Origin of the sequence: Pantoea sp. SOD02 (genome assembly GCF_024707505.1) — a bacterium.
Taxonomy (GTDB): Bacteria; Pseudomonadota; Gammaproteobacteria; order Enterobacterales; family Enterobacteriaceae; genus Pantoea; species Pantoea symbiotica.
In genome coordinates, this window is record NZ_CP102604.1 from 1,383,986 (window position 1) to 1,395,542 (window position 11,557).

Sequence of the window (11,557 nt, forward strand, 5' to 3'; positions counted from 1 at the left end):
CGAAAGCTGCACCAATGCTGGGCGGATTGCACAATTAGATGTATATACATTTACCGGCTGAGACAGTAAACTTTGGGCATTATTCTTTAAAGGAACAGGAAATGGCGGAGCAAACAGCAGTAGCACAGCTGGCTGCGGCGATGGGCGATGAGCCTGCGCCGATTTACCAGCGGGTGAAGCAGGCAATCGTTAGCCAGATCCGTGAAGGCCACTGGAAAGCCAATCAGCGCGTGCCGTCTGAAAGTGAACTGGTGAACGAGCTGGGCGTCAGTCGCATGACCATTAACCGCGCGCTGCGTGAGCTCACCAGCGAAGGTTTTCTGGTGCGCATGCAGGGCGTAGGCACCTTTGTCGCTGAGATGAAGGGCTACACCGCGATGCTGGAAGTGCACAACATCGCCGATGAAATTGCGCAGCGCGGTCATCGTCACAGCTGCAAGATTTTGTCGATTGGGCAGATGAAGGCCGATCCCGAACAGGCGGCGGTGTTGGGATTATCTACCGGGCAAACGCTGTTCCATTCGCTGATTGTGCATTACGAAAACGATCTGCCGGTGCAGCTGGAAGATCGTTTGGTCAATCCGCTGGTGGCACCGGATTATCTCAGTCAGGATTATCATCAGCTGACGCCGTACACCTATTTGATGCGCGTCGCCCCGCTGACCGCCGGTGAGCATATTGTTGAAGCGGTGCTGCCGGATCTGCGCCAGCGTAAGCATCTGGCACTGGATGAACATGAGCCGTGCTTGCTGATTCGTCGTCAGACGTGGAGCGACAACAAGATTGTGACCTACGCGCGCCTGCTTTATCCAGGATCGCGCTATAAGTTGCTGGGTCGCTTTAGAGGACACGGTTAAGCGTGACAAATAATAGTCTGGCATCCGACGTTTGTGGTGCCAGCTGTAGCTTTTCATCCAGCCACCACATCCCCTGATCCACCGCCAGCTTTTCTCCGGTCGATGTTTGCCATGTGCCCGCTACCACCCACGCCATGCCGTTTTCACTGCTGACCGTTTCCTGGGCGATGCTCACCGCAGAACGCCAGCTGTCGCGCCGCGTCATGATATTGAAATCCTGACAGCTGCCCGAAATTTTAGCTTCAATTGCCCATTCACCGGGAAACGCCCACGGCTGCAGCGGAGTTAAGTGCTGCTGAGCCTGTTCACTCTCAAGTAAAACGCTGTCGCCATGCAGCAAGGTAATCACCCGATCGATGCCGGGGAAGGGCGAAAACGGCCCGTCGGCGGAGATGGTGGCGATGCTGGCGCGCCAGGCAAACTGTGCGTCGCCCGGCGGATAGCTGACGATTTCCCGCGTTTCACCGCCGCCGTTGCGCCAGCGGCTGACCGGAAGCTGGTCATAGGCAAAACGGGTTCTCATTGTAATGCCCTCATCGCCTCAGCGAAGTGGATCGCTGCGTGCTCTTCTGCCGCATGATGGCCTGCGCTAATCACCTGTTTACCCGCCACGAACACGTCGCGGATCTGTTCGCGCTGTCCGCCAAACAGCCAGCGGTTTAACAGTGATGTGCTGCTGACGCTGCTGAGGAACGCGTCTTCTGCCAGCACCAGCCAGTCGCCACGTTTGCCAATCGCCAGTTCACCAGCCGATAAGCCACACGCCTGCGCACCACCCTGTGCGGCTTGCTGCCACAGCAGATCGCCGACGGAAGGTTGATTGGGCAAGGTGATGCGGTTGCGACGACGGTCGCGCAGTCGCTGACCGTACTCCAGCCAGCGCAGCTCTTCCAATGCGCTGAGCGACACGTGGCTGTCGGAGCCAATGCCCCAGCGGCCGCCACGCGCGATGTATTCCACCGCCGGGAAAATGCCGTCGCCGAGGTTGGCTTCGGTGGTCGGACACAAGCCCGCCACCGCGCCGCTCGCCGCCATGCGCTGAATTTCATCGTCATCAAGATGGGTAGCGTGAATCAAACACCAACGCTGATCGACCTTGAAGCGGTTGAGCAGCCAGGCCACCGGACGTTCGCCACTCCACGCCAGGCTGTCGTTAACCTCTTTCTCCTGCTCGGCGACGTGAATGTGCACCGGCACATCCTGCGGGCAGGCGGCTAAGACCTCATGCATCTGCGCTTCATTCACCGCGCGCAGCGAATGGAAGCAGATGCCATGATTAAGCAGCGGCTTATCCGCGCTCCAGCTTGCCACGCGCTGCTGCTGTTGCAGATAGGCGTCAGTTTGCTGGATGAAACGGCGCTGGCCGTCGCTGGCCGGTTGCGAACCAAAACCGCTGTAGCTGTAGAGCACCGGCAGCAAGGTTTGGCCGATGCCTGCGTTATCTGCCGCCGCCATCAGTGCTAACTGCATGGCATCATCGGCATAGGGTTTACCCTGCGCATCGTGGTGCAAATAGTGGAATTCCGCCACCTGGCTGTAGCCGCCTTTCAGCATATCGATGTAGAGATGCGTGGCGATGGCGCCAACCTGTTCGGGCGACAGGCGCTGCACCATGCGATACATCAGATCGCGCCATGTCCAGAAGCTGTCCTGCGGATCGCCCGCCACTTCGGCCAGTCCTGCCATCGCGCGCTGGAAGGCGTGTGAATGCAGATTCGCTATCGCTGGAATCACCGGTCCGGCAAGACGCGTGGCCTCGCCGGGCTCGCTGTTGGGCGCGAGTTGTGTAATCTGTCCGGCTGCGTTGGTGGTAATCAGCACGCGCTCATGCCAGCCGTCGGCCAGCAGCGCGCGTGGGGCAAAATAGGTTGTCATGGTTGATCCTGCATGGCGAAAGGTTGTATATACATATACATACTTTGAAGCCTGGTGTAAATCGCCGAACGCGAAGGGGAGTGGGATGGCAGAAGCAGAGCAGATCGACAGCCTATGGCTGGGGGCCGACATCGTTACGATGCGTGACGGACACTACAATCTGATTGCCGACGGCGCGCTGGCGGTCGATCAGGGAAAACTGATTTGGGTGGGGCCGCGCAGCGAATGCCCGGCTTTTGCCGCGCGTGAACAGCACCAATTTTCCGGCGGCATCATCACGCCTGGTTTGGTGGATTGCCATACGCATCTGGTGTTTGGCGGCGATCGCAGCCAGGAGTTTGAGCAGCGTCTCAATGGCGTGAGCTATGCAGAAATCGCTGCGCAGGGCGGCGGCATTCTCTCCACGGTGCGTGCCACCCGCGCCGCTTCCCAGCAAGAGCTGGTGGCGAGTGCGCGCTGGCGGCTGGAGCGCCTGCTGGCAGAAGGCGTCACCACGGTGGAGATAAAATCCGGTTACGGCCTTGATGAAGCCAGCGAGCTGACCATGCTGCGTGCCATTCGTGAGCTGGCGGAAACGGTACCCGCCGATGTGCAAGCTACTTGCCTGGCCGCGCACGGCTTCCCGCCGGAGTTTAAAGACAATCCGCAAGGCTGGATCGATATCATCTGCCAGCGCCTGCTGCCGCAGGTGAAAGCCGAAGGTTTGGCGGATGCGGTAGATGCGTTTTGCGAGCATTTGGCCTTTTCTCCTGAGCAAGTTCGCATGGTATTTGATGCAGCCGAAGCATTGGGCATGCCGGTGAAACTGCATGCCGAGCAGCTTTCGGCGCTCGGCGGCGCGGCGCTGGCGGCGGGTTACGGTGCGCTCTCCGCCGATCATCTGGAATACGCTACCGAAGCCGACGCGCAGGCGATGGCGCAGCACGGCACCGTTGCAGTGTTGCTGCCGGGCGCGTTTTATCTGCTGCGCGAAACTCAGCGTCCGCCGGTGGCGCTGTTCCGTGAACACGGCGTGCCGATGGCGCTGGCCAGCGATGCCAATCCGGGCACGTCACCGGCGCTTTCGCTGCGTCTGATGCTGAATATGGGCTGCACGCTATTTGGTTTGACGCCGGAAGAGGCGTTGGCGGGCGTGACCTTGTGGGGCGCCAAAGCGCTGGGATTACAGCACTCGCACGGTTCGCTGGAAGCGGGCAAGGTCGCGAATTTTGTTCACTGGCCGCTGGCGCGTCCGGCAGAGCTGGTTTACTGGCTGGGCGGCGAATTGCCGTGCCAGGTTATTTATCGTGGAGAAGCGCAATGACACCTTTTCATTTCACCGCCGGTAAGATTCCGCTGCTGGTCAGCATTCCGCACGCCGGTACGCAATTAACGCCGGAAGTGGATGCCGGTTTGAGCGACGCAGCGCGCGGCCTGCCGGATACCGATTGGCACTTGCCGCTGCTGTACGATTTTGTGCGCGATCTTGGTGCCAGCGTGTTGATTGGTCACTATTCGCGTTTTGTTATCGATCTCAATCGCCCGGCGGATAATCAGCCTCTCTACACCACGGCGACCACCGGTTTATATCCGGAAACCTTGTTCGACGGCAGCCCAACTTTTGCTGCGGGTAAAACGCCGAGCGCCGAGGTGCGTCAGGGTTATCTGGACACCATCTGGCAACCGTATCACCAGCAGCTGCAACAGGAGCTGGCGCGGCTGAAAGCGCAGCACGGTTACGCGCTGCTGTTTGATGCGCACTCAATCGCCTCGGTGATCCCACGCCTGTTTGAGGGACGATTGCCGGATCTCAACATCGGGACCAACGATGGTGCCAGCTGTTCAACGGCGGTGATCGAGGCGATTAAGCAAGTTTGCAGCGAGCAGCAAGATTACAGCTGGATCGCGAATGGGCGCTTTAAAGGTGGCTACATTACCCGCGCCTACGGCCAGCCGGAGCAGGGCGTGCAGGCGGTGCAGCTGGAGCTGGCGCAGCTCAATTATATGGATGAAACCCCGCCGTTTGCCTGGCAGCAGGATCGCGCTTCGCAGCTGCAGAAGGTGCTGAAACCGCTGATGCAGGCGTTTCTTGCAGCGGGTAAACCTCAATAAAAACCACATTCGTAGGGTCGCCATTCATGGCGACCAATTAACGCTGTGAGTACATTTAGGCGGTCGCCATGAATGGCGACCCTACTGCACCATCGCAATGCATTCTCTGCTGCATCACAGTGCAACATTACGTCCATCCCGTGACAATCCCCCTGATTTTGCGGCTTTGCCGATTTGGCATAGCGCTTGCTAGGTTGTATGTACAAGTAAAGACCACGCAGCGATTATCAATTTTTATACTGGCTGGCTCACAAAAAGCTTATGCCGACAATGATCTGCCGCACGCTAACTTGTATATACATGAAAGGTCATCTGCAAATATTGCACAAGCAGAGACTGACAAACTCGATTAATAGCCAGGAGAAGCCGCATGACGCACCGTGTTCAGATTCGCCGTTTTTGCCTCACGACCCTGTTTGCCAGCCTGATGATGAGCGGCATTGCCGTACAGGCGAAAGAGTGGAAATCGATCACCATCGCTACCGAAGGCAGCTATGAACCCTGGAACCTGACGCTGCCGGGCGGCAAGTTAGGCGGCTTTGAACCTGAACTGATGGAAGACCTGTGCAAGCGCATGGGCATTCAGTGCAAGCTGGTGGTGCAGAACTGGGACGGCATGATCGCTGGCCTCAACGCCGGTAAATATGACGTGATCATGGATGCGATTGTCATCACGCCGGACCGCAAAAAAGTGGTCAACTTCACCACGCCATACGCTTCAACGCCCGCCACCTTTATCACCACCAAAGACAATCCGCTGCTGCCGGCCGACCACAACATCATCAAGCTGCATGACGATGAGAAAGAGATCAACGCGGCAATTGCTCCGCTGAAGGCGGCGCTGAAGGGTAAAACCATTGGTATTGCTTCCGGCACGGTTTACACGCCATTTATCGATAAGTACTTCAAAGGCGATGCCGACGTACGCGAATACACCTCGTCGGCGGACGCGATGCTCGATCTGCAATCGGGCCGTATCGATGCGGTGTTCGATGACGTGACCTTTGCGCAATCGATGCTGGCGCGCAAAGAGAACAACAATCTGATCTTTAGCGGTCCACAGCTCGGCGGCCCAATTTGGGGCGAAGGCGAAGCGATGGGCGTGCGCATGGCGGATAACGACCTGAAGGCCAAGCTGGATGAGGCAATTCATGCCGCGCTGGCTGACGGCACGGTGAAAAAGCTCAGTGAGAAGTGGTTTAAAACTGACGTAACCCCGTAAGTGAGGTGAAAGATGATGAGCCTGCTGAGTTTTGGTGCTGATGGTTGGGGCCGCCTGATCCTGAGTGCCGCCTGCACCACGCTGCTGCTGTCGCTGGTGGCGCTGATGATTGGTGCGGTGGTCGGTTCCGGTGTGGCGGCCGCTAAATTATCGCCTCAGCGCTGGCTGCGCTGGTTGGGTGAAAGCTATTCGGTGGTGTTTCGCGGCATCCCGGAACTGCTGGTGATCTACCTGTTCTATTTCGGGGGATCAGGCCTGATTACGCTGGTTGGGCAGATGTTCGGCGCGGATGGCTTTATCGAAGCGCCGCCGTTCCTGATTGGTGCGCTGGCTATCGGGCTCATCTCTGGTTCCTATCAGGGTGAAGTGTATCGCGCGGCGCGCCTGGCGCTGTCGAAAGGCGAGGTGGAAGCCGCGGTGGCGATTGGCATGCCGCGCTGGCGTATCGCGCAACGCATTCTGCTGCCGCAGGTGGTGCGTTATGCGCTGCCGGGCATGTCGAACGTGTGGCAGATGAGCCTGAAAGATTCGGCGCTGGTGTCGGTCACCGGCATTGTCGAACTGATGCGCGCCAGCCAGGTTGCGGCGGGATCCACGCGCGATTACTTCACTTTCTATCTGATCGGCGGCGCCTGTTATCTGGTGCTGACGCTGGTGTCTAATCATGCGTTTCGTCGGGCGGAATCACGCCTTGGTCGTGCGTGGCAAAGTCGCACTGCGGCACAGCATTAAGGAGCAGCAGCATGATCGACTTCGCTTTTCTCTTTGATACCTTTCTCAAGCTGAGCGCCGCACTGCCGGTGACGCTTGGCCTGTTTATCAGCGCCTTTATCTGCGGCGGCCTACTGGCGATTGGTATTTTGTCCCTGCGCATGAGCCGCTGGCGCGTGCTGAGCGGTTTCGCGCGCGGCTACATTCTGGTGTTTCGCGGCTCGCCGCTGATGATCCAGCTGTTTCTCATCTATTACGGTCTTGGGCAGTTTGGCGTGATCCGCCACAGCTTCGTCTGGCCGTTCCTGCGCGAACCCTTTATCTGCGCGGTACTGGCGCTGTCACTCTGTACAGCAGCTTATACCGCCGAGATCTTGCGCGGGGCGCTGCTCGCGGTGCCAGCTGGACAAGTGGAAGCGGGCCTCGCCTGCGGCATGTCGCGCTGGCTGCTGCTGCGCCGCATTATCGCGCCAATCATGCTGCGCTATGCGCTGCCCGCGTACTCCACCGAAGCGATTTTGCTGGTGAAATCCACCGCGCTCGCCAGCCTCGTCACCGTTTGGGACGTGACCGGCGTGGCGCAGCAGATCATTCAGCGTACCTATCGCACCATGGAAGTGTTTGTCTGTGCGGCGGCGATCTACCTGATTCTCAACTTTATTATCGTCCAGCTGTACGCGCTGTTAGAGCGTCGTCTGACCCCGGCGCATCGTGTCGCAAAAAAGCCGTTGCCCGCCGTTAAACCGCTTGCCGGAGAGTAATATGCATTCCACATCACCCGTTACCTTATCCGCCACCGATATCCATAAATCCTTTGGCGCGATGGAAGTTCTGAAAGGCATTTCGCTGCAGGCGCATAAAGGCGATGTCATCTCGATTCTTGGTGCCAGCGGCTCGGGCAAAAGTACTTTGCTGCGCTGCATCAACCTGCTGGAAACGCCGGACGCTGGCGTAGTTAGCGTCGGCGGTGAAACCATTGAGATGAAACGCCATGCGCGCGGTCATCAGCTGGCGGCCAATCCGAAGCAGATTGAGCGTTTGCGTTCACGCCTCGGCATGGTGTTCCAGAGCTTTAATCTGTGGTCACACATGACGGTGCTGCAAAACGTCATTGAAGGGCCGCACTATGTGCTGAAGCGCGACAAGAAAAGCTGCATCGCCCAGGCGGAGCAGCTGCTGGGTCGCGTCGGCTTACTCAATCGCAAAGATTTCTACCCGGCGCAGCTGTCGGGCGGCCAGCAGCAGCGCGTGGCCATTGCCCGCGCGCTGGCGATGGATCCGGAAGTGATGCTGTTCGATGAACCGACCTCAGCGCTCGATCCGGAGCTGGTGGGCGAAGTGCTGAAAGTGATGCGCAGCCTGGCCGAAGAAGGGCGCACCATGCTGGTGGTGACGCACGAAATGGGCTTTGCGCGTAATGTCTCTAACCGCGTGGTGTTTATGCATCAGGGCACTATTGATTGTCAGGGCGCGCCAGAAGAGATGTTTGGCGACCAGGGATCGCAATGCTTTAAGCAGTTTATCTCCAGCCATCACGGCGCGGAGCAGCCAGCATGACCGTGGTGTGGGGCGATGGCCCATTAACCTGGCAAGAGCTGGTGCAGGTGGCGCGGCACGACGCGGAACTCAGTTTGAGCGTCAGCGCCTGGCAGCGCATTGCGCAAGGGCGCGCGATTGTCGATGAGATTGTCGCCAGCGGCCAGATTGCTTACGGCATCAATACCGGTTTGGGCGCGCTGTGCAATATCACGCTGCCGGAAGATCAGCTCAGCCAGCTGTCGCGCAACACATTGCTGAGCCACGCCTGTGGCGTCGGCCCGCTGCTGACGCGTGAGCAGGCGCGCGCCATTCTGTGTGCGGCAATCGCCAATTACAGCCACGGTAAATCGGGCGTGTCGGTGGCGCTGGTGCAGCATCTGCTGGCGCTGCTCAATCAGCAGATTACACCGCAGGTGCCGTCGCAAGGTTCGGTGGGCTATCTCAGCCATATGGCGCATATCGGTCTGGCGCTGATTGGTGTTGGCGACGTGGAGTATCAAAACCAGATTATGCCTGCCGCGCAGGCGTTAACGCTGGCGGGATTACAGCCCTATCGTCCGGGTGCCAAAGAGGGTTTAAGCCTGGTCAACGGCACGCCGTGCATGACCGGGTTATCCTGTCTGGCGCTGGATGATGCGGCGCGTTTGCTGGATTGGGCGGATGTCACCGGCGCGATGAGTTTCGAGGCGCTGCGCGGACAGCTGGTGGCCTTTGATGCCGAGGTGATCGCGCTGAAAGCCAGTCCGGGCATGCAATTGAGCGGTCAGCGTTTACGCGAACTTCTGAGTGATAGCCCGCTGCTGGCGACCAGCGTCGGCATTCGAACCCAGGATGCATTGAGTTTACGCTCAATGCCGCAGGTGCACGGCGCCAGCCGCGATCAGTTCGATCACGCGGCGCGCCAGATTGAAAACGAACTCAACGCCTGCACCGATAATCCGCTGGTGCTCGGCACGCCGGATAACTGGCGCGTGGTGTCGCAGGCTAATCCGCACGGCGAATCGGTGGCGATGGCGGCGGATCTGCTGGCGATTGCCATGGCGGAAGTCGGCAGCATCGCTGAGCGGCGGCTGGATCGGTTAGTCAATCCATTGGTGAGCGGCTTACCGGCGTTTCTGGTGGCGCAGCCGGGCGTCAATTCCGGCATGATGATTGCGCAGTATGTGGCGGCATCACTCTGTGCGGAGAATCGTCAGCTGGCGCAACCGGCGGTGCTGGATAATTATGTGACCTCGGGTTTGCAGGAGGATCATCTCAGCTTGGGTACCGGCGCGGCACTCAAGCTGCTGAAGCTGGTGGGCAACGTGTGGCAGATTCTGGCGATTGAGTATCTGCTGGCGGCGCAGGCGCTGGATTTCCACGGTGAAGAGCAGCTGGCGCAAGGGACGGCGCAGGCATTACGTCGCCTGCGCGCGGTGGTGGCTAACTGGCAGGAAGATCGCTGGCTGGCGCCAGAGATTGCGCGTGCGGTGCAGGTTTTGAAAAGCGGTTTGTAACGCGGTCGCCATAAATGGCGACCCTACAAAACCCGGTCGTAGGGGCGCCATTTATGGCGACCTGGCCGACGATTAGCTGATCAGCGGCGCGCATCCGGCCGCACCAAATCGAAACGCAGTTCTTCGCTGATGCCGTAATAGGCCGACGGGCCACCGGCACGCAGGATTGGCTGCGCTTTGGCGGTTTGATAGATACCTTCTTCCAGCAGTGATTCATCAATATGAATGGCGACCGCTTCGCCCATCACCAGCCAGCTATCAATCGGCTTGCCTTGCGCATCCTGCAGTTGAATCAGCTGCGTCAACTTACACTCAAAATTCACCGGGCTTTCCGCCACCATGCTGACATTGACGTGTGATGCGGCGAGCGGCGTTAATCCCGCCAGCGCAAACTCATCTTGATCAGACGGCACCGACGCGGAGCTCTCATTCATCGCCTCGGCCAGCGGACGCGTCGCCAGATTCCAGACAAACTCTTTGGTCTCGGAGATATTCCGCACGCTGTCTTTCCAGCCGCTGCTGGCGAAACCGATAATGGGCGGATGATAATTGAAGCAGTTAAAGAAGCTATAGGGCGCTAAATTGCGCACGCCGCTGGCGCTTTGTGAGCTAACCCAACCAATCGGACGTGGGCCCACAATCGCGTTCAACGGATCGTGCGGCAAACCGTGACCAGCGCGAGGCTGATAAGAGTAACGCTGACGAGTCATAACTATCCTTATAAGGGAACCTGAGTGTGGTGCACTAATCTCATCTAATACGGTGAATTCGATTAAGCGCATTGTGCGATGCCGCTAGCCAGAGTATCTTACGCCCGCGCTATTTTCCGGAGAAACTATGAACAAGCCAGCCGCCACGTCACCTTTCCATCCGCGTAACCGCCATCAAGGCCGTTATGATTTTGCTGCTCTGACCGCAGCCCATCCGCCGCTGGCGGTGAAAGTGCGTCCCAACGGCTACGGCGAGTTGTCGGTGGATTTCGCCGATCCTGAAGCGGTGATGCTGCTGAATCAGGCGCTGCTGAAGTTGTTCTATAACCTCAACTGGCAATTGCCTGCAGGTTATCTGACGCCGCCGGTGCCGGGCCGTGCTGATTATGTGCACGCGCTGGCCGATCTGCTGGCAAGCGATAACGGCGGCGTGGTGCCACGCGATCTGGATGTGATGGATATCGGCTGCGGCGCGAACTGCATCTATCCGCTGATTGGCAACGCCGAATATGGCTGGCGCTTCACCGGCACCGATATCACCGCCGAAGCGATTACCGTTGCGGGACAGATTGTGGCGAGCAATCCGGGCTTGCAGCGCGCCGTGCGTCTGCGTCGGCAAAAGGATACCTCGGCGATTTTCGCTGGCGTGGTGCATAAGAATGAGCGCTATCACGCGGTGCTGTGCAATCCGCCGTTCCACGCATCTGCGGAAGAGGCGACCACCGTAGGTCAGCGTAAAACGCGTAACCTCGGCCTGGGCAAAAACGCGCCGCTCAATTTTGGTGGTCATCATAATGAATTGTGGTGTGACGGTGGCGAGCGCAAGTTCGTCGGCCAGATGATCGCTGAAAGCGTGGCGCACTCCGACCATATTATCTGGTTCACCTCGCTGGTCTCGCGCAAAGAGAATTTACCGGCGCTGCGCGACCAGCTGCGCGATCTTGATGCCTATGAAGTACGCATCATCGAAATGGCGCAAGGGCAGAAGCAGAGCCGCTTTATCGCCTGGACGTTCCAGCCGCCGGCAACACGCGCCAAACGGCTGAAACGCTAAGC

At 58.7% G+C, this 11,557-nt stretch carries 12 protein-coding genes; 9 read left to right on the top strand and 3 right to left on the bottom strand.

Features of this window, described 5'->3' with window-relative positions; translation table 11 throughout:
* Positions 1-101 precede the first annotated feature (101 nt).
* Positions 102-857: a histidine utilization repressor gene (hutC, locus tag NR302_RS06405; RefSeq protein ID WP_008102577.1), complete on the top strand. Its 756-nt coding sequence runs from the start codon at positions 102-104 to the stop codon at positions 855-857.
* Here the strand turns inward: hutC and NR302_RS06410 are convergent.
* Both NR302_RS06410 and NR302_RS06415 read right to left on the bottom strand, forming a co-directional pair.
* On the bottom strand, positions 841-1,380 hold the full coding sequence (locus NR302_RS06410; RefSeq protein WP_258144817.1) for a HutD family protein: 540 nt from the start codon (positions 1,378-1,380) through the stop codon (positions 841-843). The two genes, hutC and NR302_RS06410, sit on opposite strands and share 17 nt — an antisense overlap.
* Positions 1,377-2,732 (bottom strand): formimidoylglutamate deiminase, encoded by a 1,356-nt coding sequence (locus NR302_RS06415; protein WP_258144818.1) that lies wholly within the window; start codon positions 2,730-2,732, stop codon positions 1,377-1,379. Before NR302_RS06415 ends, NR302_RS06410 begins: the two co-directional genes overlap by 4 nt.
* Before the next feature lie 85 nt (positions 2,733-2,817).
* Here NR302_RS06415 and hutI point away from each other — a divergent pair, with 85 nt between their 5' ends.
* The 7 genes from hutI to hutH all read left to right on the top strand — a co-directional run bounded on the left by hutI (position 2,818) and on the right by hutH (position 9,791).
* Positions 2,818-4,035, top strand: coding sequence for an imidazolonepropionase (gene hutI, locus NR302_RS06420; RefSeq protein WP_258144819.1), 1,218 nt, complete (start codon positions 2,818-2,820; stop codon positions 4,033-4,035).
* Complete coding sequence (hutG, locus tag NR302_RS06425; RefSeq protein WP_258144820.1) at positions 4,032-4,823, top strand: N-formylglutamate deformylase; 792 nt, start codon at positions 4,032-4,034, stop codon at positions 4,821-4,823. The genes hutI and hutG overlap by 4 nt, the downstream gene beginning before the upstream one ends.
* 370 nt (positions 4,824-5,193) lie before the next feature.
* Positions 5,194-6,045 (top strand): transporter substrate-binding domain-containing protein, encoded by an 852-nt coding sequence (locus NR302_RS06430; protein WP_154192011.1) that lies wholly within the window; start codon positions 5,194-5,196, stop codon positions 6,043-6,045.
* Positions 6,046-6,057: 12 nt separating this feature from the next.
* Positions 6,058-6,777: an ABC transporter permease gene (locus NR302_RS06435; protein ID WP_036647922.1), complete on the top strand. Its 720-nt coding sequence runs from the start codon at positions 6,058-6,060 to the stop codon at positions 6,775-6,777.
* 11 nt (positions 6,778-6,788) lie between these two features.
* Complete coding sequence (locus NR302_RS06440) at positions 6,789-7,517, top strand: ABC transporter permease (RefSeq protein ID WP_008102563.1); 729 nt, start codon at positions 6,789-6,791, stop codon at positions 7,515-7,517.
* A gap of 1 nt (position 7,518) precedes the next feature.
* Positions 7,519-8,313: an ABC transporter ATP-binding protein gene (locus tag NR302_RS06445; RefSeq protein WP_258144821.1), complete on the top strand. Its 795-nt coding sequence runs from the start codon at positions 7,519-7,521 to the stop codon at positions 8,311-8,313.
* Positions 8,310-9,791, top strand: coding sequence for a histidine ammonia-lyase (gene hutH, locus NR302_RS06450; RefSeq protein WP_258144822.1), 1,482 nt, complete (start codon positions 8,310-8,312; stop codon positions 9,789-9,791). The genes NR302_RS06445 and hutH overlap by 4 nt, the downstream gene beginning before the upstream one ends.
* Positions 9,792-9,871: 80 nt before the next feature.
* Here hutH and NR302_RS06455 read toward each other — a convergent pair whose 3' ends face one another.
* Positions 9,872-10,501: a flavin reductase family protein gene (locus NR302_RS06455; RefSeq protein ID WP_258144823.1), complete on the bottom strand. Its 630-nt coding sequence runs from the start codon at positions 10,499-10,501 to the stop codon at positions 9,872-9,874.
* 127 nt (positions 10,502-10,628) lie between these two features.
* On the opposite strand from NR302_RS06455, the gene rlmF reads away from it, so the two are divergent.
* A complete protein-coding gene (rlmF, locus tag NR302_RS06460; RefSeq protein ID WP_258144824.1) occupies positions 10,629-11,555 on the top strand; it encodes a 23S rRNA (adenine(1618)-N(6))-methyltransferase RlmF in 927 nt (308 codons plus the stop codon).
* Positions 11,556-11,557: the final 2 nt, after the last annotated feature.

Bases quoted from the DNA above. Each gene is read 5' to 3' on its own strand.
- hutC (WP_008102577.1), top strand. From the start codon at position 102: ATGGCGGAGCAAACAGCAGTAGCACAGCTGGCTGCGGCGATGGGCGAT.
- NR302_RS06410 (WP_258144817.1), bottom strand. From the start codon at position 1,380: ATGAGAACCCGTTTTGCCTATGACCAGCTTCCGGTCAGCCGCTGGCGC.
- NR302_RS06415 (WP_258144818.1), bottom strand. From the start codon at position 2,732: ATGACAACCTATTTTGCCCCACGCGCGCTGCTGGCCGACGGCTGGCAT.
- hutI (WP_258144819.1), top strand. From the start codon at position 2,818: ATGGCAGAAGCAGAGCAGATCGACAGCCTATGGCTGGGGGCCGACATC.
- hutG (WP_258144820.1), top strand. From the start codon at position 4,032: ATGACACCTTTTCATTTCACCGCCGGTAAGATTCCGCTGCTGGTCAGC.
- NR302_RS06430 (WP_154192011.1), top strand. From the start codon at position 5,194: ATGACGCACCGTGTTCAGATTCGCCGTTTTTGCCTCACGACCCTGTTT.
- NR302_RS06435 (WP_036647922.1), top strand. From the start codon at position 6,058: ATGATGAGCCTGCTGAGTTTTGGTGCTGATGGTTGGGGCCGCCTGATC.
- NR302_RS06440 (WP_008102563.1), top strand. From the start codon at position 6,789: ATGATCGACTTCGCTTTTCTCTTTGATACCTTTCTCAAGCTGAGCGCC.
- NR302_RS06445 (WP_258144821.1), top strand. From the start codon at position 7,519: ATGCATTCCACATCACCCGTTACCTTATCCGCCACCGATATCCATAAA.
- hutH (WP_258144822.1), top strand. From the start codon at position 8,310: ATGACCGTGGTGTGGGGCGATGGCCCATTAACCTGGCAAGAGCTGGTG.
- NR302_RS06455 (WP_258144823.1), bottom strand. From the start codon at position 10,501: ATGACTCGTCAGCGTTACTCTTATCAGCCTCGCGCTGGTCACGGTTTG.
- rlmF (WP_258144824.1), top strand. From the start codon at position 10,629: ATGAACAAGCCAGCCGCCACGTCACCTTTCCATCCGCGTAACCGCCAT.